Origin of the sequence: Planctobacterium marinum (assembly GCF_020687805.1) — a bacterium.
Taxonomy (GTDB): Bacteria; Pseudomonadota; Gammaproteobacteria; order Enterobacterales; family Alteromonadaceae; genus Planctobacterium; species Planctobacterium marinum.
Map to the genome: position 1 here is coordinate 978753 of NZ_JAJEWQ010000001.1, position 23252 is coordinate 1002004.

At 47.4% G+C, this 23252-nt stretch carries 22 protein-coding genes; 10 read left to right on the forward strand and 12 right to left on the reverse strand.

Going from position 1 to position 23252, the window contains the following annotated elements; genetic code table 11:
- Positions 1-533: 533 nt before the first annotated feature.
- From LJ740_RS04435 to LJ740_RS04460, 6 genes are all read left to right on the forward strand, one after another.
- On the forward strand, positions 534-3506 hold the full coding sequence (locus LJ740_RS04435) for a TonB-dependent receptor (protein WP_229527834.1): 2973 nt from the start codon (positions 534-536) through the stop codon (positions 3504-3506).
- 84 nt (positions 3507-3590) lie between these two features.
- Positions 3591-5147: a tryptophan halogenase family protein gene (locus tag LJ740_RS04440; RefSeq protein WP_229527835.1), complete on the forward strand. Its 1557-nt coding sequence runs from the start codon at positions 3591-3593 to the stop codon at positions 5145-5147.
- Positions 5148-5201: 54 nt separating this feature from the next.
- Positions 5202-5933, forward strand: coding sequence for a SapC family protein (locus LJ740_RS04445; protein ID WP_229527836.1), 732 nt, complete (start codon positions 5202-5204; stop codon positions 5931-5933).
- A gap of 8 nt (positions 5934-5941) precedes the next feature.
- Entirely contained in the window at positions 5942-6925 is a 984-nt protein-coding gene (locus LJ740_RS04450; RefSeq protein WP_229527837.1) for a cupin-like domain-containing protein, read from the forward strand.
- Positions 6926-7214: 289 nt separating this feature from the next.
- A complete protein-coding gene (locus LJ740_RS04455) occupies positions 7215-8111 on the forward strand; it encodes a substrate-binding periplasmic protein (protein ID WP_229527838.1) in 897 nt (298 codons plus the stop codon).
- A 182-nt stretch (positions 8112-8293) separates the two neighbouring features.
- Positions 8294-8986 (forward strand): substrate-binding periplasmic protein, encoded by a 693-nt coding sequence (locus LJ740_RS04460; RefSeq protein WP_229527839.1) that lies wholly within the window; start codon positions 8294-8296, stop codon positions 8984-8986.
- A 49-nt stretch (positions 8987-9035) separates the two neighbouring features.
- Here the strand turns inward: LJ740_RS04460 and LJ740_RS04465 are convergent, their stop codons facing one another.
- Genes LJ740_RS04465 through LJ740_RS04480 form a run of 4 tightly spaced genes read right to left on the reverse strand, consistent with a single transcriptional unit; the run spans position 9036 to position 12911 of the window.
- Positions 9036-9704, reverse strand: coding sequence for a 2OG-Fe(II) oxygenase (locus LJ740_RS04465; protein ID WP_229527840.1), 669 nt, complete (start codon positions 9702-9704; stop codon positions 9036-9038).
- Positions 9701-11683, reverse strand: a complete 1983-nt coding sequence (locus LJ740_RS04470) for a flavohemoglobin expression-modulating QEGLA motif protein (protein ID WP_229527841.1) — start codon at positions 11681-11683, stop codon at positions 9701-9703. Before LJ740_RS04470 ends, LJ740_RS04465 begins: the two co-directional genes overlap by 4 nt.
- A complete protein-coding gene (gene gshB / locus LJ740_RS04475; protein WP_229527842.1) occupies positions 11667-12695 on the reverse strand; it encodes a glutathione synthase in 1029 nt (342 codons plus the stop codon). Before gshB ends, LJ740_RS04470 begins: the two co-directional genes overlap by 17 nt.
- 21 nt (positions 12696-12716) lie before the next feature.
- Positions 12717-12911 (reverse strand): hypothetical protein, encoded by a 195-nt coding sequence (locus LJ740_RS04480; RefSeq protein WP_229527843.1) that lies wholly within the window; start codon positions 12909-12911, stop codon positions 12717-12719.
- A 178-nt stretch (positions 12912-13089) separates the two neighbouring features.
- Between LJ740_RS04480 and LJ740_RS04485 the strand changes: the two genes are divergently transcribed.
- Positions 13090-13407 carry a hypothetical protein gene (locus LJ740_RS04485; protein WP_229527844.1) on the forward strand — a complete coding sequence of 106 codons (318 nt, stop codon included), beginning with the start codon at positions 13090-13092 and terminating at the stop codon, positions 13405-13407.
- Positions 13408-13427: 20 nt separating this feature from the next.
- Here LJ740_RS04485 and LJ740_RS04490 read toward each other — a convergent pair whose 3' ends face one another.
- Positions 13428-14093, reverse strand: a complete 666-nt coding sequence (locus LJ740_RS04490) for a glutathione S-transferase family protein (RefSeq protein ID WP_229527845.1) — start codon at positions 14091-14093, stop codon at positions 13428-13430.
- Between the two features lie 118 nt (positions 14094-14211).
- Here LJ740_RS04490 and LJ740_RS04495 point away from each other — a divergent pair, with 118 nt between their 5' ends.
- Positions 14212-14664: an Lrp/AsnC family transcriptional regulator gene (locus LJ740_RS04495; RefSeq protein WP_229527846.1), complete on the forward strand. Its 453-nt coding sequence runs from the start codon at positions 14212-14214 to the stop codon at positions 14662-14664.
- On the opposite strand, the gene LJ740_RS04500 is transcribed toward LJ740_RS04495, so the two are convergent.
- Both LJ740_RS04500 and LJ740_RS04505 read right to left on the reverse strand, forming a co-directional pair.
- The gene (locus LJ740_RS04500; protein ID WP_229527847.1) at positions 14653-15687 is read right to left on the reverse strand and encodes a serine hydrolase domain-containing protein; all 1035 of its coding nucleotides are present in this window, start codon (positions 15685-15687) and stop codon (positions 14653-14655) included. The genes LJ740_RS04495 and LJ740_RS04500 overlap by 12 nt on opposite strands.
- Positions 15688-15817: 130 nt before the next feature.
- Positions 15818-16399, reverse strand: a complete 582-nt coding sequence (locus LJ740_RS04505; RefSeq protein ID WP_229527848.1) for a TetR/AcrR family transcriptional regulator — start codon at positions 16397-16399, stop codon at positions 15818-15820.
- Positions 16400-16557: 158 nt separating this feature from the next.
- Between LJ740_RS04505 and LJ740_RS04510 the strand changes: the two genes are divergently transcribed.
- Complete coding sequence (locus LJ740_RS04510; protein WP_229527849.1) at positions 16558-17601, forward strand: alkene reductase; 1044 nt, start codon at positions 16558-16560, stop codon at positions 17599-17601.
- Positions 17602-17678: 77 nt separating this feature from the next.
- Here the strand turns inward: LJ740_RS04510 and LJ740_RS04515 are convergent, their stop codons facing one another.
- Complete coding sequence (locus LJ740_RS04515) at positions 17679-18446, reverse strand: transglutaminase-like domain-containing protein (RefSeq protein ID WP_229527850.1); 768 nt, start codon at positions 18444-18446, stop codon at positions 17679-17681.
- A 14-nt stretch (positions 18447-18460) separates the two neighbouring features.
- Positions 18461-19693 carry a hypothetical protein gene (locus LJ740_RS04520; protein ID WP_229527851.1) on the reverse strand — a complete coding sequence of 411 codons (1233 nt, stop codon included), beginning with the start codon at positions 19691-19693 and terminating at the stop codon, positions 18461-18463.
- Between the two features lie 185 nt (positions 19694-19878).
- Between LJ740_RS04520 and LJ740_RS04525 the strand changes: the two genes are divergently transcribed.
- The gene (locus LJ740_RS04525; protein WP_229527852.1) at positions 19879-21918 is read left to right on the forward strand and encodes an SDR family oxidoreductase; all 2040 of its coding nucleotides are present in this window, start codon (positions 19879-19881) and stop codon (positions 21916-21918) included.
- Between the two features lie 91 nt (positions 21919-22009).
- On the opposite strand, the gene LJ740_RS04530 is transcribed toward LJ740_RS04525, so the two are convergent.
- From LJ740_RS04530 to LJ740_RS04540, 3 genes are read right to left on the reverse strand one after another with little or no spacing between them, the layout of a single operon-like run.
- Entirely contained in the window at positions 22010-22234 is a 225-nt protein-coding gene (locus LJ740_RS04530) for a tautomerase family protein (RefSeq protein WP_229527853.1), read from the reverse strand.
- A gap of 12 nt (positions 22235-22246) precedes the next feature.
- The gene (locus tag LJ740_RS04535; protein WP_229527854.1) at positions 22247-22639 is read right to left on the reverse strand and encodes a nuclear transport factor 2 family protein; all 393 of its coding nucleotides are present in this window, start codon (positions 22637-22639) and stop codon (positions 22247-22249) included.
- Positions 22620-23234, reverse strand: coding sequence for a glutathione S-transferase family protein (locus tag LJ740_RS04540; protein ID WP_229527855.1), 615 nt, complete (start codon positions 23232-23234; stop codon positions 22620-22622). The genes LJ740_RS04535 and LJ740_RS04540 overlap by 20 nt, the downstream gene beginning before the upstream one ends.
- Between the last annotated feature and the right edge of the window lie 18 nt (positions 23235-23252).

Below are 23252 nucleotides of genomic sequence, written 5' to 3' on the forward strand. Positions count from 1 at the left end.
ACCACACCGGCAGTGCAAATGCTGGATGATGGACATGGCGCAGTGGCTGAATTCCAGATTCTGGATAACAACGGCACTGTGATGGGTTTCAATGGCCGTGATCAGGGACAGGTGTTCGATGCCTCAGCGTATCTTTCTGCCGGTAAGTTCCAGTTTGACATGCGTGTGGTAAATGCCCCATCAGGCGACACCAGCTGGCTACTCAAAATCGAAGCACATGGTAATACCTCATTTGTAGAGGTGGCATTAAATACCAGTAACGAAGGTTTGGATCCGATCACCGGTGAATGGCAAACCTACAGCTTTGATTTGCTCACCTTATTGGATGCGGGCTTAGACGTCAGTGGTATTGATGTGGTGATGGTTTTCCCGGCCTGGGGCACAGGTGGCGGCGCCATCTACCAAATCGACAACGCTATGTTCACTGAGAATTAATCACACTGCATCGCAGATTGGAATAACGCAACTCTGCAACCCACACTGAAGCATCAGCTTAGGGTTGCAGATACAGCACACAAAAAAGTAGGGTTATTATGAAACAGACCAACTTTTCAAAAAAACGCCTGTCAGCAACCATTTCCATGTTGCTGGGCGCCACAGCATTGTCTCCATTGTCAGCTCAGGAAGTTGAAGAGTCTGCAGAAGACAGTAATGTTGAAATAATTCAGGTATCCGGTATTCGCGGCAGTATGGCCCGCTCTATGGATATCAAACGCGAATCGTCCGGTATCGTAGATGCTATTTCCGCTGAGGAAATGGGCAAATTCCCGGACACTAACCTGGCAGAATCACTGCAACGGATAACCGGGGTGACAATCAGCCGAAGCAATAACGAGGGTAGTGAAATTACCGTTCGGGGTTTCGGCCCCAGTTTTAACCTGTTGACACTAAATGGCCGTCAGATGCCGGGCACCGGCAACTCTCGTTCCTTTGATTTGGCCAATTTATCCTCGGCAGGTGTCAGCACCTTGTCGGTCTATAAATCCAGCCGCGTTGATGTTCCCAGTGGTGGTTTGGGCGCGACAGTTGACATCGAAACCGGTAAGCCTCTGGCTTCTCCTGGGTTAAAGTACACAGTGTCAGCGAAAGGCATTTATGATGAGTCCAATGAGCTGGGTGATGACGTTACCCCTGAAATTGCGGCCATGTACAGCAATACCTTTATGGATAATAAAATTGGTATTTCTATCACGGCCTCCTACCAGGAACGCGATTTCCAACAACAAAGTGCCAACATTCCCGGCTGGCAGGCGAATACCGGACCATTTGGCGCGGCAACAAACAATATCGACCCTCGCCCTGAAGCTACCAGCGAAGAGCAAGATTTGTTAGATGGTGTAGCCGATGGTCGTGTGGGTAACACCTTTTTACCGCGTCAGATATCCTATGATGTCAATGATGTACAACGCTACCGGACTAACACCCATCTGACCTTGCAATTTGCACCTCGCGACGACATGACGTTCACCGCTGATTACCTCTACAACGAGGCAGAAACATCGCTTGAAGGCTATGGATTCGGTATCTGGTTTAACTTCGGCGGCAACGTCACAAATTACGAGTTGGATGAAAATGGTACAGCGACACGCTTTACCGAAGTGCAAAATGATTTTGCCCATTCGCGCACGGCCAGCACGATAGGTGTCGAGCAAGACTCTGTCGGCTTTAACTGGGAATGGCAAATTAATGATGACTTCCACGTTGAAATGGATTATCACGACTCCAAAGTCACCTACGATGATGGTTTAGATGAAGGCACTAACGCCAGCTCATTGCTGATTATTGCGCCGAACAACATCGTGACCAAAACCTATGATTTCACCAACAGTGAAATACCTCACTTTGAAATGACCTGGCCAAATGGTGCCGCGGAAGCAAATCCGAATGATATTGATCCATTGTTCGCGCAATTCTCCCGCAATATCGGCGAATCCTCTGTGGAGCAGTTCCAAATTGATGGCAAATGGTTAAACCCCAATGACAGTTTCCTGGTTGATGTGAAAGCGGGCGCGGCCTATACAGAGCAATACTTCGGTGGTCGTACCGGGTTTGGTGGAAACCAGGGGCCGAATGGCTACAATGGCAACCAGGCCGTATTCCCCGACAGTATGTTCACCCGGGTGGAAACCGGTGATCTGCTGGACGAATTCGCCGGTGGTGGTAGCGCACTAGGTACCAATTATTATTACGACTGGGATCTGAGTGAGGCGCTGTCCCGATTGCAGGCATACTTTCCAAACTTCAATTCTGACCCATTCAACACGTCAGGCCAGATATCGCAGGGTGATATCAATGAAGAAACCCTGTCGGCTTATCTCGCTGCCAAGATGGAGTTTGAAATTGCAAACCGCATCCTGGATGTCAATGTCGGTATTCGTTACGAAGAAACCGAAATACTCAGCACCAATTTGCAACGTGCCGAGGACTTCCTGGTGTGGTCAAACCCCACCGAATGGCAGTTGAGATTCCGCGAAGGAGATGATGTCTTCGTTTCAGGTACGGGTGAATATGATGTGCTGTTGCCCTCTCTGGATCTGAGATATGAAATAATGGACGACATGTTTGTTCGTTTCTCCACAGGTAAAACCATTTCACGGGCCTCATTGGGTAATATGAGCGCCGGGCGTAGCCTGTCCCCTAACCCCAAACCTGGCAGCAGAACTGGTGGCTCAGGTAACCCCGGTCTGGAGCCGTTTGAATCCACAAACCTGGATTTGTCGTTTGAATGGTATTACGACGAGGCCAGTTATGTTTCTTTGGGTTATTTCAGAAAAGATGTTAAGAACTTTATCGTCAATGGAGCGAATGTTCTGACCTTTGACGGTTTACGCGATCCCTTTATCGGTCCGCGAGCAACGGCTGCGATTTCTCAATTGGAAGCTGAAGGTATTCAACCGACTGTCACCGCAATTTGGGAACGCATCATCGAAAATGGTGGTGGTGTAGATGACGATTGTTGTCAGACCCAGATTGTTCGCCAGCAGGATGATGATCCACTGGTAGAGTGGCTGGTCAATCAGCCGGTTAACGATCCTTCTGAAAAAACGGTTGATGGTATCGAGTTTGCGATACAACACATGATCGCAGATACCGGCTTTGGGGTTTCATTGAATGCCACGGTTGTGGACAGTGACTCTGAATATGACAACGACCTGTTAGTGGTGCAGGAACCACTGCCAGGTGTCAGTGATTCAGCTAACTTCCAGGTATTCTATGAAGATGATCAGTGGTCAATCAAGCTAACCCATACCTGGCGTGATGATTATCTGATTGGTGTTGGCCAGGAGCAGGGTTCTGCAGATGCGCCACCTCAGTACTTCCGTGATACCAGTATTACTGATTTCAGCATCAACTATGATCACACTGAAGAGCTGACTATCTTCCTGGAAGGCTACAACATTACCAATGAAACCGAAGAAGGTTACGGTCGCTATCGCAACCAATTCCTGTTCGGCAGACAGTACGGACCGCGTTATGCGCTGGGCGTCAGGTACACCTTTGAATAACAACAAAGGCAATTAAATCAAAGCCGCCTTGTGCGGCTTTTTTTTAATGTTGTACACTTTAAAAAAGTGAATTTGGAGTCCGATTTGGATAAAGAGATCAGAAAAGTGGTTATTGTCGGTGGAGGTTCCGCTGGCTGGCTTACCTGCGCAGTACTGGCAGCGGAACACTGTGCCAATTCAGAAAATGGCTTACAGATAACCCTGATTGAATCACCGGATGTAAAAACCATTGGTGTCGGTGAAGGTACCTGGCCCACCATGCGGGGTACGTTGCGCAAAGCCGGTATTCGCGAAACCGACTTTTTCAGAGAATGCGATGCCTCATTCAAACAAGGGGCCAAATTTGCCCAATGGGTTACCGGTGCAAAGGACGATGCTTATTACCATCCGTTGGTTTTGCCGCAGGGTTATAGCGATATAAACCTGGTACCCTTCTGGACGGAGCACGCTGATAAAGTCTCTTTTGCTGATGCAGTTTGTTTTCAAAGCCACCTTTGCGAACAGGGGCTGGCTCCAAAACAAAACACCACACCAGAATATGCACATGTTGCGAATTACGCCTATCACCTGGATGCCGGTAAGTTTTCCACTTTTTTGCAGAAACATTGCACCGAAAAACTGGGTGCCGTGCATATTTTAGATCACGTAGAAGGCGTCAACAGCCATGACAACGGCGACATCGCTTCACTGCAAACACGACAACACGGGGCATTGCAGGGCGACCTGTTTATTGATTGCACCGGTTTTAATGCCCTGCTGTTAGGTAAACATTTTGGGATCCCCTTCAAAAGCTGTAAAGAGGTGTTGTTTAATGATACCGCCCTTGCGGTACAGGTTCCCTACCCTGATGAGCAAAGTGCGATAGCCAGTCACACCATTTCAACAGCCCAATCGGCTGGCTGGATCTGGGATATCGGATTACCCACCCGACGAGGCGTTGGCCATGTTTATTCCAGCGCCCATCAATCGCAGGACGGCGCGGAGCAGGAGCTGCGCAACTACCTCAGCGCAAGTATCGGCAAAAAGGCCAATGATTTAACCCTCAGGAAGATTGATATTCAGCCAGGTCACAGAGAAGTGTTTTGGCATAAAAACTGTGTTGCAGTAGGTCTGTCAGCCGGATTTTTAGAACCTTTGGAAGCCTCTGCATTAGTGTTGGTAGAGCTTTCAGCGGCAATGATAAGTGAGCAAATGCCCGCAACCCGGACCGTCATGGACATAGTCGCCAGGCGCTTTAATGATAAATTCCGCTATCGCTGGGATCGCATTATTGACTTCTTAAAACTGCATTATGTGCTCACCAAACGCACAGATAGTGATTACTGGCTCGACAATTGCCGCGCAGAAACCATTCCACAGGAACTGCAATCCCTGTTACAACTTTGGCGTTATCAGTCTCCCTGGCATCAGGATTTTACTCAGATAGACGAGGTATTCCCGTCTGCCAGTTATCAGTATGTGCTGTATGGCATGGGTTTCCATACCCAGCCCGGTGCTACGCAAAGACGCTCCGCCAATGAACGGTTAGCGCAACAGCACTTTGCCAAAAATCAGGAAATGACCCGAAAATTGCTCAGTGGATTACCCACTAATAGAGAATTGATCAATAAAATAATAAACTACGGGCTGCAAACCATTTAAGCGTGGTTTTTGCAAACCACGACGAAGAATAATTTACCAAATTAGGGAGCCATGATGGCCAACCACCAATTATTAGACAATATTACCCACAAAGACATCAAAGTTATTACCGCACAACACCCTCAATATGGCGATAACCACAGTTACGCCAGAATTGTTCCCTCGGAGTTAAAAGCGGCACAAGCTGATTACCCATTATTTTTCAGAAAGAACAATGAAACCGGGCAATTCGAAATCATTGCCATGTTCGGTATGGCGGAACAAGAAAACCTGTTTTTGGATGACAATGGCTGGCACGCCCACTACCTTCCCCTTTCGGTGCAACGTCGTCCATTTTTGATTGGCTTCCAAAGTTCTAATGATCCCGCCACCCCTGAAGATAAAGCCGTAGTACACATTGATATGGACAGCCCCCGCATCAGCCAGACTGAAGGCGAGCCGCTGTTTTTGGAGCAAGGCGGACAAAGTCCCTATCTGCAACACATCAGCGCCGTGCTCAATGCTCTGCAACAGGGCTGGATGCACACTCAGGCGTTTGTCGAAACCTTGCAGTCACTGGAACTTATGGAGTCGGTCAACCTGAAAGCGAAACTGGACAACGGTGAAAATGTTGAGCTTGCTGGCTTATACACCATTCATGAGGATAAACTGCGGGAACTCAGCGGCGAACAGGTGGCCAGCCTGCACAAAAATGGCATGCTGGAGCTGATTTATATGATGGATGCCTCACTGCAAAATATCGCAAGATTGATAGCGCTTAAAAATAAAAGACTGGCCGCAAAATAGTGCAAAGCATGGCCGAAATTGCGGTTGCTTGTGAGCAGACCTTGCCAGAGGGTCTGCTGGAAAACGCCGCCCCCGTGATTTTGCGGGGCTATGTGAGCGAATGGCCAGTAGTGCAACAATGCCATAACAAGCCAGACGCTGTTATGGCGTATTTAGCGGGTTTTTACAATCACAAGCCCGTGCATGTAATGCGCACAGACGCCAGCAATAACGGCCGTTTGTTTTACAACGAAACGCTGACCGGATTTAATTTTAGTCGCAGCAAAGACTCGTTAGATCAGGTTTTTAACGAATTAAAACAAAGCGAACAATCCGAGCGGGATACCCTCTATGTTGGTTCGACTGCGATAGATCACATTCTGCCGGGCTTTCGTCAGGACAACGACTTACCCGCCTTGCACAGCAAAGCCTTAGTCAGTATCTGGCTGGGTAATCAAAGCCGTATCGCGGCTCACTACGATGCCCCGGATAATATCGCTTGCGTCGTGGCGGGAAGACGCCGGTTTACTTTGTTTCCTCCGGAGCAAATTAAAAATCTGTACATTGGACCGCTGGATTTTACCCCTGCCGGCCAGCCAGCCAGCCTGGTGGATTTTCACAATCCGGACTTAAAACGCTTTCCCTTATTTGAAGAGGCACTGCAGCACGCTGTAGTCGCCGATTTGGGGCCTGGTGACGCAATATACATCCCCAGCATGTGGTGGCACCACGTCGAAGGACTCGCAGACTTTAACGTGCTTATCAATTACTGGTGGCGACAGGTAGACAATTTCATTGGTGCCCCTGCAGATGCGCTAATGCATGCAATTCTCAGTATCCGGGAACTGCCGCCACAGCAAAGAGCATACTGGCGGGAGGTGTTTGAGCACTATGTGTTCTCACCTGAAGAACAAGCACACATTCCACCGGCTAACAGGGGGATCCTGAATCCACTGGATAATAATACTGCCCGTTATTTGCGTGGACTGCTATTGAACAAGCTCAACCGCTAATTCCCTCCAGTGAAGACTACCCAGCTTTTCGGTAGTTTATCTATACAAAACAACGATTTAATCCTGTTTTATGGTCAATCTCTTACAAGGGTTCGGGAAATTAGCTAATAGCTCAGCAATGCGGATTGCCGGACAATTGCCTCAGAGTTCATTGCGTAACAGCAAAATGCGCAATGTAAAACGGTGAAGCGAAAAAAGCAGTGCAGTTTTTTTCACTTCAGCCGATACAAGCGGAATCCAGGGGAAAAACTATCGGTACTCACTTAGGGTATTGATTATAAACATAATAATGAATAACACTAAAAAACAACAAACCACAGAAAGGATCATTACTTATCTGTTTCAGATGACAGTATGCTGTGGTGTATTTTTGTTGTTGATGGTGCTCAGCCACAGTGTTATTGCTCAACCTGCCATCGTTACTACGGATAGCAATGTTGACCAGGCCAGACAAGACATTGTAATCGCTGTTTTTGATGATCATGAAAAACAAATTAAGTCATCCAGGCCTTATGGGCTTTCCTGGCGATTAATCGAAATGGCCGCTGAAGCCGAAAAAGTAAATCTACTTCCTATCGCGACCACTTGGCAATCCGCCATGAACCGACTCAAGGATGAACGCCTGGATCTGGTGTTTGGCGCATTTAAAACTGAGCAGCGCAGCCAGTGGGCCAGTTTTAGTTTGCCACTGGCGACCGATTATTCAGCCTTGTTTACCACCGTAGAAAACCCCGTGCGGGAATATTCAGACATTAACCTTGAGTACGATACCGTAGGCGTCATCTCCAATTCGGTCCAGGAAGATCTGGCTCATGAGTTTGGCTTTGAACACATCTATTCGGCGCGGGAAAGACAACACCTCGTCAGGCTGCTGCAGTCGGGCCGGATCAACTATATATTGCAAAGCCACGGTGTCACCGTCCACTATTGTGAATACAAGGCGCCATGCCTGCAACAGGTTGGTGATCCTCTTTCAGTTAACTACAGCCGGGTTATGGCAAAACAAGGAACCCACGCTGCCGGCACTTTAGAGCGTATTAATCAGGGACTGGCGAAGCTTTATCTGTCCCAGGATGTGCAATTTCTGTTTGCTGAATACGGCTATTCCGATGATTACTACCAGCAGTGGAAACTAAAACTCGAGCATGAGCTGCCAAACAAACCAACATTGTATACCGTCCAGTAAGTCACTCCTGAATACCCTGTAAGACAGCTCCAGCAGCTGACAGCGCCTGCCGCAAGGCGGTGTAGTCCCCTTTCGGTCCCGGATAAGTTTGAAAATCAAAAGCAAGTCATGACGGTTGTCATATGGATAAATTTTAAGCTAAGCTGTTCTTGATAGTATAAAAAACCACCGGAACTAACAATATGCCGCTACGCCGTTATCTGTTTATAGTGACGTTAATAATGTGCTCAACGGGTACATTAGCCGAAGACAAAATGCGCCTGGCTGCGCCGTTTTTCCCACCTTATACTTACTTTGATATTGACGGGAAACTGGACGGACTCTGGATCAAGCAACTCAAGCCGGTATTGCAGATTGCAGAGATTGAATTCAAAGCCATCAATACCCCAATGGCCAGATTCTACTCCTCTATCGCCACCGGAAAAGTGCAGTTGAGCGCGTTACCCAAAGGCGTACCCGGTATGGACAACGTGATATATAGTGACTTGCCGTTTGCGCGATTTGATTTGCGTGTGTTCTGGTTAGACGATCGACCGGATATTTCAGGGATTTCACAACTGGCCAATCAAAAAGTTATTCTGACTCGTGGATATAATTATGGGGGTTTTCTCGAAGAAGCGCTGACCACAGAGCAACAACAACATTTTGTGGTAGCAAACACTAAACCTGAAGCGATTGAACTTCTTCTCAAAGGCGAAGCTGATTATGTATTGGGCTACTGGGCGCTGATGGATTATCTGCAAAAGAATATGCCGGATGTGCAACTCAACAATAAAAAGATTTCAGAAATCCCGATTTACTTTGTTATCCACAACAGCGTCACTGATGCCAGGGGCATTATGGCTCGCTTCAATGCTGCCCTGGCAAACAAATAAAAACCAGGGTAATTTTGCCCTGGTTTTCAGTTTATTATTGTGCAATGGCCTAACGCGGCGGATCCACCCGTTCGTGATGTGAGCCGTTGACTCTGAACCATCCGGCAATAGATATTCGCTCGCGATTAGCCGGTAAAACTTCATGGGGAAATTCCTCACTGAGAAACACTGCAACCGTGCCAAAGGTTGGTAGCACTCTGCTCCCCTCCATGTCATGGTCATCTTTATATAACACCAGTTCACCGCCATCCTGATGGGCCCACTGGTGATTCAGGTAAGCCACCACCGATAACACCCGGTTAGATTCGCCTGCAAAGGCGTCCCGATGACGTTTATAAAAGTCCTGTTTGCCGTAAATGGCAAAGTGGCTTTCAAATGAAAATAACCCCAAAAACAATCGGCGATTTAAATAGGTCTGCAAGGCAGATGTCCATTGCAACCATTGCTGGCCTGCTGCTGAGTCACCGTTTATCCAGCATATTTCATCCCGGCGCACAAATTCATTCAAATTGTGCTCGTTGGCCCTGCCAATCCCGGCAGCTTCAAACTCTGCATGATGCATATGCACCACTTGCTGATACAGGCTTTCTGTCAGCGCTGCAGGTAACGCGCAGGGATTGATACTGAAGCCTTTTTCCTGAATGTCCTGTGCGATCTGCTCGAACAAGAGTGCGTCATCTTCAGCATCAAAATGTCGTAATTCGGCAATCGCACTCATCGGATACTCGACAACAAATAATCTACCACCTGGTCACGGGGACCACTTTGGCAAAATGGCGCCGGTCTGTATTTTGGTGGCAGGAAGATTTCCCGGGAAATCAGTTCATCCAGAATATCGATAAATTCAAATGAGGTTTTTCCGATTAGTAATGGGTCAAGATTACGCTGCTGATGTAATCGTATCGCCTGACTTAAACCGCTCAAATACAAATAGTCTTTGGTAAAACCGCCACCGCGAAATACCCGTGCGGTAATGGTAAACGCCCTGTCCGGATTTATTTCATAGCGCTCGGTCAACTCGTGATAAACATCATTGAAGTTGTCTCCGTGGATCATGCGATTCACCGCTATTACCCGCAATGCCAGGGTGTGCAGACGGGAAACCAGAATATTGCCCCCCAGATGCTCAGACAAAATTGCCAGGCCTTCCTGCGTGTAAGTATTGCCTGGTAAACCGATCTTCAGTACTTTTAACGGCTGAATATCAGCATTGGCACTGGTTACAATATGCACACCTAATTCGTGATCAATAAGTGCCTGGAGCTCTTTTTCACCAAATCGTCGGGTTGGATTGATTTTCAGGGTTTTACCGCTGACCAGCGCACCAGCCACGATTTTATCGGTGACAATGATTTTGCAATCAATGCCGTAGCTCTGTGCAGCATCGGTAAAACGCTGCACAATTTGCTCCGGCTCGTAGCTGAGCATTGGTTCTTCGTCGTGTACTCTGGCGTGCAATATAAACTGCGCGTTATTGATATCATCGTCACTGGGTTGGCCATAATACCGCAGGGAATTATATAAAAACTCTTCGGTGCCGATACTGGTCAGCAAATCAATACGCTTTGCCAGCTGGTCGATAACCCGACGATACATCAGCTGAATACTGGCATCGCGGACTTCATCCACCGGCAACCGATATAACGCCTCTTTGAACAAAAATGGGTCCAGGTCCAACTGGCGATAGCGAAACGCCGGACGATACTGATGAGGACGGCGCATAAATGCGGCCTTTTCCTGCTTCAGATTTAACGGGTTGATATAGTCCAGGGTGTCCATGTTTCTGGCTAATTTATACAGCTCGTTATCCAGTACCTGAACTTCTTTGGGTAGCGCGGAAGACAAGACCGTTGCGGCTTTAACACGGGAACGACGTTTACGCTTTTCGATCATCACAGAAATATGCTGGGTAATCACCCGTTTTAGCTCGGTTTTTAACTGCTCAATCACCAGTGGAAAATGTTCACCGGTCAGTTCATCCATATAAACCTTTTTCAGTTCCAACGGAATACACAGGCAATTGGGGAAAAACTGTTTTACAAAGCTGGCCTGATAACCTAAACCAGAAAAAACGTCATTCACTGCCACCAGATTTTCCACATTAGGCAGAGAAACGCCTTCCAAAAGCCCCACTAATCGACCAATGTCATTGCGCCATTTGCGCATGTTGATTTGCTCAGTGCCAATGTTAAATACCGGTGTGGGTTGATCACGGCGTTGATAATTGTATGAATGGATATCGTACAGCACGGCAAAACCGTGCAGGGCTTCCAACTTTTTAAGCAATGCCCGTAAAATGCGATAGTAGGTGTCGTGCTTTGCCGTAATGGTGGCAATTTCGGATTTAGCCAGCGGCTCATTCCAGACATTTTTGCCCCAGGCAACAGAATAAATGCAATGTTCCGGTACGCGATTCAGATCGTACTCATAACGAGAATCTTCGGCCTGCAATACTATGGGCAACGAAGAGATAAATTCACCGGTCAGTGGATCTTCTTCGTAATACCGCTCAGCATTGCTTAAGGCGCATTTTGCCAATAGCGATTCCGCCATACGCGAACCGTTGTGAATGGCCGTAGCAATAAATGGCTGATAATCACTGATGTGAATAGTCAGGCTGCCGTCAAGCAACTGCGCAACGAAACTCTCACCATGATTGATTTTGTTGATGACCTGCTGTTCAGATAGCGTCTGCATCTTCGATTACCTTGCGAAATTCACTTTTACGACTGATCACCAACTCTTTGGCACTCACGACACTTTCCGCAAAGTCTATGATTTGCTTTTGCAGTTTGACGCGGTTTAAACGGTTGATACGGGTGATACCACCAGGGCTCAGGACATTGACTTCAATGAGTTTGCCGTTAATGACATCCAGCCCCACAAAATACAAACCATCACGCACCAGTTTCGGTCCAATGTGTTTACACAGGCGTTTTTCCTGTTTAGTGAGCGCGTGTTTGACTTCCTGACCACCGGCGTGAATATTAGAGCGCATGTCATTCTCAGACGGCACACGACGCATCGCGCCAATGGGTTCACCATTGAGCATCAAGATGCGCACATCTCCTTTTTCAGCCCCCTCCACATAATCCTGTAGGATCACGTAGTTCTTATCATCAGCGACATAGAATTCCAGCAATGACTTCACCGAACTGTGAGCTGACTTTTCCACCATAATGACGCCACTGCCACCGTAACCGTTCAGGGGTTTCATGATCATGCGCTCATTGGGGTTTTCTTTCAGTACCCGCAACAGGTAATCGATATTTTTAGAAACGTGAGTGACCGGGATAAACTCATTGTGCGGATCATGCAACGACGCGGTATACAGCTTGTTATTCGCCAGACGCAAACCGTCGATATCATTCATGATAAAGGTATCAGAGCGCACTGAGTCCAGGAAGTTAAGTGCCATGGTATCCAGTGGTGGGTTGGCGCGCATAAAAATTACATCAAACCCGGCCAACGGCAATTGTACTTTGCGGAATTGAGCATTTTTGTAAAAGGCTGCGATATTATTGGACACCACACCTTTTTTTAGCACACGGCAAAATGCGCTGGCGATACTGTCCCGCATCGTTAAATTATTGGGAGTGGTTACTGCAACAGTATGACCACGAGACACCGCCTCATGAATCAGACGCAAAGTAGAATCAGAATCGTGGGAGATCTTTTCCCACGGATACATTAAAAAACAAATTTTCATTAAACTTCCGAAGTCAGCAAACTAATCTTTGCGTGCTGCTTTGATGTAAGATTTAACCGCCTTGAGGCTGGGAAATGGCGCATAACCTTCGGAGCTCATTTCGTCATTAATGGCGCGTAAAATTTCTTTGTCGCTGGCATCGGTATCCTGCATGGCGTCCATACAGTAGTCATATGCGTCTCGAACGATTTCTACGTCAGGTTTTTCTCGTGTCATTGTCTTCAAAAATACGTTGTTGGTTGTTCACAAAAGCCCTGCAATTAAGCCTGAGTCGGCGGTTGAATAAATGCAGGAAATTGCGCGAAAAGTAGATGGAAATGGCGGCGTTGAACAACGAATTATAATGATGGTGACGACAAATAATTTTAATAACCGGTATTGCGGTTTCACTGCGATGCGATTACAGCCCGCCTTTAAAGACATTTTGCTGAGTAATGACATCAATTCCCGGCTTTATGGTACCTGGCAACAGGCCGCTATTCCCATAACCCAGAGTGAAGAACAGCGAGTTAGCTTTTTAATCGATATCAGACTTCCTGCAGGTTTCGCCAAAACATTGGCAGATTCCGAAGTACACACAACGGCCGGTTGGTTGGAAGAAACAGCCGGTCAACTCGACAACTTATTGGGTCGGGCCACAACACAGCGAACCGAGTCAATGAAAAAACACTTCCCAAGAGAATTTGATAGTTTCTTTTCCAGGGCTAAATAGCCCTGGTTTTCGCTTATCCTTTACGGATCATTGTGATAACCCGGTAAATAAATGGGTTCAAGAGAATGAGCTTCATCCATCCATTCCACTACAAAGGGCCGACTCTGTAATTGTTCGAACCACTTTTGTACCAGTGGCCAGCGTCCGTCAGGCGGATAATGGGCATTAAAGCGGATAACAGAAGGCAACAGCATAATATCCGCCAGCGAAAAGTCACCAATCAGATAGTCACCTGAAAATGAGGCGATGGTGTGCTGCCAGATATCGTATACCTTATTGAGTGTGGCAATTTCGTCCTGAGTTAATGCTCGCTTTTCTTTATAGAAGGCGCTCTCAAAAAACAAACACGAACACACCCGACCAAACGTAGAATGCTGCCAGGCGGCAAAACTTCTGGCCTTAGCGCGTTGTTTGGCATCTGATGGTAATAAACTGCCATTCCCTATCTCATTGGCGTATTCCATTATCGCCATCGAATCAAAAATAATAAATCCGTCATCATCCAGTACCGGCACAGCAGCGGGTGGGGAGAACTCCCCAATTCTGGCCAGGTTGTCCCATCGTTGAGGACGACGGATATCTACCATCACCTCATCAAAATCTATTGCCTGTTCTTTCAATGCTAGCCAGGCCCGAAATGCCCAGCTAGAGGCATTGCGATTACCTGAATATAAAACTCTTTTCATTTTCAACTCCTTAACTGACACCACTATTATAGAGTGCTGCTGTGCAGTTTGTGGTTCAAAACAGGCGGTATATTGACTATTATTAGTCATATTAACTACTTTTATGCAGATAATCCCCATGGATGATTTTGACATCGCTATTCTCAAACGCCTGCAAACTGACTGCAGCCAAAACAGTCTTGAGATTGGGGCAGAAATAGGCCTGTCGGCCTCTTCTGTACAACGAAGAATAAAAAAACTCAAAGATAGTGGCGCCATCAAATCAGAAATTGCTGTTCTGAATCCGGACAGTTTTAAAGGGCTGGTCACCGTGATAGTAGAAGTGGTTTTACACAAAGGCGGAACCGCCGCTATTAACCGCTTTTCAGAAAAACTAAATAACACTAATGCCGTACAACAGGTTTTTTATATTGCAGGCCAGGCTGACTTTATGATCATTATGGTTTGTCAGGATATGGCGCACTTTGAACAATTGTCACAAGGATTATTTATGGACAATGAAAACGTAGCGAAATTTACCTCCAATGTGGTTATCGGCACAAAAAAACAAAGCCTGGCGCTAATGCTGTGATGGTGCCTTTCGCAAAATCCTGAGCACCCGGTCATAGAGAATACCGGTTAACATCACCAAATCGTTGCCCGTGGTACTGACAAACTGAATCACCACCATATCTTCCTGCGGATGGTATCTGGCAATACTTTGATAACCCAGTACCCAACCATTGTGATTGTAGCCATAGAGAGAGGCATACAGCTGCCGCTCCTGTTCAGTAAAGAAAGCGCCCTCGTTTAAAGCGCGCAAAAAGATTGCCACCTCTTTTGCAGTAGCCACATACCCCTGGTCCAGGTGCCGCAGATCATCGTCATAGCCCAAGTGATAACCACTCATTAATTCATTTTTATTGACCTCCCCTACAGAGAAAAACGTGCGGGTTAACCCCAATGGCGCTAACAAAGTGCGTTCAATATATTCACCATGGGGAGCGCCCGTTATTGCGGCGATAATCAACTGCAGCAACAGGTAATTGCTGTTGGAATAGGCGTAGTCAGTATCGGGAGCAAAATCAGCGGGCTGATCCAGGATCAGCTCCTGGATATCAAAATCCAATTCCCCCCAATGAAATCGTTTGTGCTCGGTAAAATTGGGGATGCCACTGCGATGTTGCACCATCATCCGAACAGTAATTTGCTCAGCATGTTCAATTCGTCCTCGGGTAAAAGGCAGATAGTCGGCTAAATGCTTGTCCAACACCAACTGTCCCGCTGCCGCAAGTTTCGTGATGGCCGCAGCGTCATAGAGCTTAGCTATACTGCCGATTTTAAATAAGGCATCAGGGCGAACCGGCTGCTGACTGACACGGTTATCGACTCCACTAACAAAATAAGTGGGCTCAGATCCCTTTTTATCAACGTATACAAGCACACCATCAATCCCTTGCTCAACTGCGTTGTTCAGCTCCTGCTGTACTGTAGCCGGAAGCGGTTGAAGGTAATACCAGGCATACTCCCAGGGGGCAAATAGGTAGATACTCACAAATGTCACCATGGCAGCGACGACTCTCATGATGTTTGTGATAAATTTTTGATTTTTCATTGTAGCTGACTGAAGAAACTAAAGCTGCGCCATTTGGTATGCCAAACTTAACAGCTTGCTCATCATTAGGCTATTTCGCCAGCGTTTCTGCCCGGATGCTCCTGACCAAATAGCCTGGCCGGAGGAAGTTTCAGCGGTATACATCTTCCAACAGCTGTTGCGCCAGTTCAGCTAAATGCCCGGGATCATTGTTTGATTGAGCATAAATTCTCAGGCCGGTGATACCCATCGCCAGATAACGACCACGTTGCTCTGCTGAGCGGCTGCTGTCAATTTCATTATGCTGTATTGCTGTTTGCAACACGTTTACAAACCCCTGGTGCCACCCGGCGATATTTTCCGCTACCGCTTTTTCCACCACAGGATTCACCTGCGCCATTTCACTGAGCGCTTTTTGCGATAAACAAACACACTGATGGCCCTGTTGCGTTAGATCCTGTACGGTTTTATTGAGATACCGGCGCAACCCTTCTTTGACAGAAGGTGCATTTTCAAAGAGTTGCACAAACTCTTTACTGCGATCATCACTGTATTGTTGCAAAGCACAAAGCAACAGGCCCTGTTTGTTTTCAAAAGCACAATAAATAGAACCAGGGTGCAGGCCGGTAGCTTTCTTTAAATCCAGCATACTGGTTTGACTGTAGCCCTTGGTAGCAAACGCCACAATGGCGGCCCTTAACACCTGCTCTTTATCAAACTCCGCACTTCTCATACCAAATCAACTCGCTACAACACCCATTTCAGGCCAATTTACCCTACTTCCAGGTGACATTGTATTCTTATTTGAATGGACATTCAAAATATTACTTGAATGCCCATTCAAATAAGCGTATCTTGAATGAGCATTCAAAATTAACTGACGGAACCGAGATGACTGAAAACTTATTTCACCCCTTTGCATTAAACCAAACCATTGCGCTTCAAAACCGAATTGCCATGGCGCCACTTACCCGCTGTATGGCTGATGATGATCTGGTACCCACTCAATTATCAGTAGATTATTATGCCCGCCGTGCTGAAACGGGTTTGATCATTACCGAAGCCACGATTATCCGCGCCGATGGTCAGGGCTACCCCAATACACCAGGCATATTTACTGATGCGCAAATTGCCGGCTGGAAAAAGGTCACTGAAGCGGTTCACGCCAAAGGCGGCAAGATATTCCTGCAACTCTGGCATTGTGGCCGGGTTTCCCATCCTTACTTCTTTGATGGCGAATTTGTGTTAGCCCCGTCAGCCGAGAAAGTTGAGGGTACCGTACCGCGTATGAGAGAACTGGAATATCAGGTACCTAAACCCGCCTCTGCTGTTGAAATCGCACAACTGGTGGCGGATTTTGCCAAAGCGGCTGAGAACGCCATTGAAGCAGGCTTTGATGGGGTAGAAATTCACGGTGCCAACGGTTATCTGCTGGATCAGTTTTTACACCATGATGCTAACAAGCGCGAAGACGAATTTGGCGGCTCGCCAGAAAATATGGCGCGCTTCCCATTACAGGTCGTCGACGCTATCGTAGCTAAAATCGGTCATGAACGCACTGCCTTGCGGGTGTCGCCGGGTGCCTACTTTAATATGCAGGGTCACCCAGATGATCGGGGCGTATTTGAATACCTGTTGACCGAGCTGGAAAAGCGCAACCTTGCCTATCTGCACCTGGGCTTATTTGATGACAGTATGGAATTTGAATATCTGGGCGGTTCAGCCACCGACTTTGTGCGCAAACACTACAAAAATACCCTGATGGGTGTTGGCGGTTATAGTGCCGAAACGGGCAGCAAGGCAATTGAAGAAGAGCGCTTTGATTTGCTGGCCATTGGACGCCCGTTTATTGCCAACCCGGATTATATTACTAAGGTGAAAACCGGTGAAGCACTCACCGAGTATAACGAAGCCATGCTGGCCGAGTTGTATTAACCTGAACAGGTTCGAAAATAACAAACCAGGGCTATTTAGCCCTGGTTTTTCGTTTCTGAGAAGGGAAATAATTGGGTTTATCCGGCATTCACATTGCCCAGATTTGCGATTTTCACCGGCATCTGACTAATACTGTTGATCACAGACATGGTGAAGCCTGGCCCCTCGTTTTCCAGTACCCCCGAGGGCAAATAAAATATGGTTTGTGAAGCAGACGGGTACAATGCAGCATCCAGTGTATGCCAGGTGTTTTGATGATGAGCTTCCACCCAGGCGTGACCAAAGGAGTTCACCGAATCGTCTTCTTCCATAACGACGGTGCCCAGTACCACTCTGGCAGGAATACCCAGCGCACGAGCCAGGGCGGCGGTCAGCACCGCAAATTCAGTGCAATCACCACTGCGGGAAGCGGCAACTTTAGACGCAATATTAAAATTGTGTACATAGGTTGGGTTGTCAATATAACGGCTTACAAATCGGGTTATATCCACCAATTGCCATCCGGCCTCGCTGTGCTCCGCTTTAAATTGTGCCACAAGCGCGTTGACTTCAGGTTCATCAAAATCCACCACAAAACTGTTCAGCAAGTACCTGTCGGTAACGGGTCCGGTGTACTGTGGTGTGCTGGATAATCGTATCTGCAGCACATTGTGTTGTCCTTTGCTGGCAACCACATGCTGCCAACCATCGAAGCTGGACAGCGTTTTATCAACGTTACTGACTTCGATTTCAAACTGAATCTGATTGTGCAGCGGCAAAGATAACCCTTGTGCCAACTGCAGCGGAACCTGGTGCAATGGCGGCGTGTCCGCATGAACAGTACCGACAAGCAAACTAACGAGCATCAACAGACTCCGCTTCATGGCAACACGGGCTCACCAACAACCGAAATTAATTCAATGTCCAGTGTCACCGGTCCTTGTGCCATTGAGCCTTTGCGCAATATCCCCTTGTTGTCGGACAAAAATTGTAAGGCAAATGGCCCCATATCCATTTTCAAATTCGCCTCTTCATTATCAGTTACTTTACTGAAGCTCACTTCAGTAACTGTTACCGGGTCCGCTTCTGCCACCCACATACTCTGTGACACCTGGCCCTGTTCAGAGTCCAGCAAATCCAGTGATACCAGGTAACTGCCATAGTCTGACAACAAAGCGCCTTCATGGGATAACACCGCCGAGACAGGTTTGCCCTGCATTTCCCCTGCCACTTGCCATTTACCCTCGGATTGGCTGAGGTCAAACTGAGAGTTCAGAGTGCTGTTTTCTATGGTGTGGGTAGAGGCATTGATCAGTGCACCTTCCGCGGTACTCCAGGAGATATCGACACCGTCAGTGCGCGAAACATTCGAAGCGTCTACAGGGGTCAGCAGTGCTGTTTTGGTGTGGGTTTTAATGTCGCCGTCCTGGTCAACTGAGTGGCTTTCGTAACCAAACCCGATGGGGATTCCGTTAAAGCTCAACCTGAATACCGGTTCAAAAAAGGTACTGCCTGAGGGCGATTTCTGGAAAAGTTTCACAAAGGACTCAAAAACCCGGTAAAAACTGTCTCTGTACCCCAACTCATTATGCATACACACTTGCAGGCTTTGCTCCGTCTCAGCGGATAAGCCCTTAATTAATCCGGTAACCCGTTCCTTATTTTCACCGTCAAGAATGTACAGGGTATCCAGTGATAAAAAAGGCGTGTTGTTGATAACGCCGGTATCTATGGCCATGTTGTATTGACCAGACAGGGTCTTTTTATTCAGTTCCTCGACACCAGACAATCCTACTTCGACCACCGCATACAATGAATTTGCCGGACCATCAAAACTGGTAAAACTGTAACACTCCAATGGCGAGCCGGTACCGATATCAATTAAGTAGTACCAATAGCCGTCTCCCGACTCCGCCAATGTCGCCTTACCAGGCACTTTGCCATTCACTTCCAGCGCGTCGATGGTAATGGTTGAACTGTCGCTGATTGTCAGCTCTCGTTGCATATCGTTTTGAAACCATTCGGGAAAGGTATTGATATCAATCAGGTCTTTGCCAAACGTACTGCTGCTGACAACAGACAAGAGTACAGCGGTACAAAATAGGGATTTCATACAGTCATTCCTTGAATCATTATTAAAGTGTTTCAGAGGATACACACTAACCGCCACAGAAGAAACTGGCAATTATTGTTAACTCAATGTAAAAATGGACATGCAGGGTTTCCCAACTACACTAAATTCAGTGGGCTAAGCTCGTACACACAACGATAATACTAAGTAATCAGATGAGAGGCGGCATGAACTATTTTGTTACCGGAATCACCGGTTTTGTAGGACAGCAATTTTTAGCGTCATTAAGCAAGCGAGAAGGAAAAATATTCGCGCTCGTGCGACCCGGATCAGTGAAAAAAATAGAGAAAATGCGCTTTGAGCATGGTCTCTCAGCAGACAAGTTAGTTGCGGTAACCGGCGACCTGGGCGAGAAGTTGTGTGGTGTTGACCCAGCACAACTTGACAGCGTCGAGCACTTTTATCACCTGGGTGCCGTTTACGACTTAACTGCCGATCAGGCGCAGCAAAAAGAAGCCAATGTAACAGGCACCAAAGAGGCCATCGCCCTGGCCGAAAAGCTCAATGTAAAATGCTTTCACCACATCAGTTCTATTGTTGCCGCGGGTTTCTATCCGGGTGTATTCAAAGAAAATATGTTTGAAGAAGCCGTGGGCGTCGAGCAAAACCCTTACTTCCAAACTAAACATGAATCAGAAGCTCTGGTGCGTACCGAGTGTAACGTGCCATGGCGTATTTATCGCCCCGGTATTGTGGTAGGTAACTCGAAGACCGGTTGGATTAACAAGATTGATGGCCCTTACTACTTCTTTAACCTGATTAATACCATCGCTGAAATGCTGCCACGTTGGGTGCCTTTGCCCGTTTATCGCGGCAACCCCACCAATATAGTGCCGGTTGATTTCGTCGCTGACGCTCTTGACCACATCAGCCACAAGCCGGATCTGGACGGTAAATGCTTTCATTTAACCAACCCAGAACCCATGACTTTCGGCAAGGTAATCAACAACTTCCTGAAAGCCGCTAAAGGACCAACGATGAAGCTGGATATTCCAGCGGAGCGACTACTGGATTTTCTGCCTGCGGGTCCCAGAATGTTCCTGAAAAACAAGGCCATTGTTCAGGGCGTGAAAATGCAGGTATTGGAAAACCTGAAAATTCCCAAAGAGGTCATGCTAACGGAATACCTCACTACCGAATACGACTGTAGTAATACCCTCGCCGCCCTCGAAGACAGTGATATCCATTGTCCTCAACTTAAAACCTATGCCCGCCGCTTGTGGAATTATTGGGAACAGCACCTCAATCCTGAGTACCTGAAACCCCACTACCTGCCTGACGTGGTTAAAGGAAAACACATATTAATTACTGGCGGTTCTGAAGGCATTGGCCGCGAAGTGGCAGACAACTGTGCCAGGGCTGGAGCCAAAGTGATTCTGGTAGCCAGAACCCAGGAAAAACTGGATGCCGCAGTGGAAGAAATCAGAGCAGCGGGTGGTGATGCAGTGAGTTACTCCTGCGATCTGTCGGATCTCAACTCCCTGGATGATCTAACAGAGAAAGTGCTGAAAGATCATGGTCATGTGGATATCTTAATCAACAACGCTGGCCGTTCTATTCGTCGCTCGTTAAGACTCACCTACGAGCGCTTCCACGACTTCGAACGGGTGATGCAAATCAACTATTTCTCTGCTATTCGTCTGACTATGAACCTGCTACCTTCCATGGTTGAGCGCAAAACGGGTCACGTCGTCAATATTTCAACCATTGCCGCCATGAGTTCCGGTAGCCCGAGATTCTCATCCTATACCGCTTCAAAAAGCGCGTTGGATGCCTGGTCCAATACTGCGGCCTTTGAATATGCCTCTGACAACATTCAGTTTACCAATGTTCACATGCCGCTGGTACGCACTAAGATGATTGCCGCAACAACGCAATATCAAAGTGTTAATGTGTTAACCACTGAACAGGCAGGAAAACTGGTTAACAGCGCGCTGATCAATCGCCCTGCAGAGGTTAACACCATGACGGGCACCATCATCAGACAGTTGGGTATCCTGGCTCCGCAATTAAACCACCTGGTATTCTCCACTTTGTATCAGTTAACCGATGACTCAGAAGCCGCCAAAGCCTCAGCATCGGCCAAACCGGTTGAAGATGATAAGCATGCTATCGCCGATAAAGCGATGGACGCATTGCAACGCCTGAAGCTGGACAAGGAGACACTGGAAGCCGTGGACAACCTGCTGCGCGGTTACCATACCTGACGGAATGCCTGCACAGGCAAACTCTACAGATATTCCACATACAATTTAAAAGGTGCTGCTCGAAAGAGCCGCACCTTTTTTGATATGAGAGTCACCCTTTCAGAGCTTGTCGATACGCCTCTACCGGCAATCCTCCAACACCCCAATTGGCCAGCTCTACTTCGCTGATCACCACATGGGTAGTAGCCGGATCTTTGTGAATCTCCCGCTGTAACAACTCGGTGACGCCTTTGATCAGGTTCGCTTTTTGCGCTGCGCTGATCCCTTGCCCATTTTCTCCACCTTCTTTGGTAATTTGAATATTTACGTATGGCATTTTTTACCTCCTTTAAGGTTTATCTGCGTACATTTTATTGACGATACGCCACTGCCCGTCTTCCCTTAGTAACCCCAGAAAATCGATAAACACATCATCCAGCAAAGGACATAACACCTTAACCATTGCCTGTTCACCAATAATTTCCAGCGTCAGTATTTGATAATCAAAGGCCGCACCTGTTTCAGCCGGAACCGGACGATCTTCCACCCGCGCCAACCACTGATTGAGGTCCCGGCGAATGCCCGGTGCCTTGAGCACACAGTCTTCACTAAACAGAGTGCGTAGCAACCCGGTATTGGCAAAATGCAGTCCTTCGAAATAGTGCTGAACAATCTCTCGGATCTGGCTTTCAGCTTCAGGCATTGATAAAGCTTCAGATTGTTCAGCCAACACTTTCAGCATCCTTATTTTGCTCTGCCAACGCCGTCTGGAAAGCGTCATGTTCTAACACCTGTTGAATCATGCGCTGCGCTTTTTCACCGATGCGGATATCCACCGGGAAAAACTGCCCCCAGCGGGAATACACTGCTAGTAGCACATCTGCCGGAGATAATTCAGTTCCCCGCAAATAAGGCCCTTCACCCAGCTTAGCTTCCACTACTTGCCACAATTGATTGATGGCCTGGGCGGCGGCATTGAAAAATTCAAGGCGTACCTGTTCATCCTGAATGTGATTTGCCGCAAAAAATAATCGGCTGTAAGCCGGATGCATACTGGCGTTTGCCAACATCATGTACTCAATTGCCGTCTGTCTCGCTTCACCACTCACTGGCATCAATGGGTTTGGATGATTATCCAGCAAATGCAAGATAATGGCCGCACCCTCGGTGTAAAGTCGCTCGCCTGTTGCCAAAGCTGGCACCATTTTCGTGGGATTAACGGTTTCATAATCTGATAGTGATTTTGCAGACTTGAGTCTGGGTGTTTGCCCCAGTAATTTCAGAATGGTATGGGTTGCCAATGAACAGGAATCAGGCACATAGTAAAGGGTATACATTGCATTACTCTCCAGGTT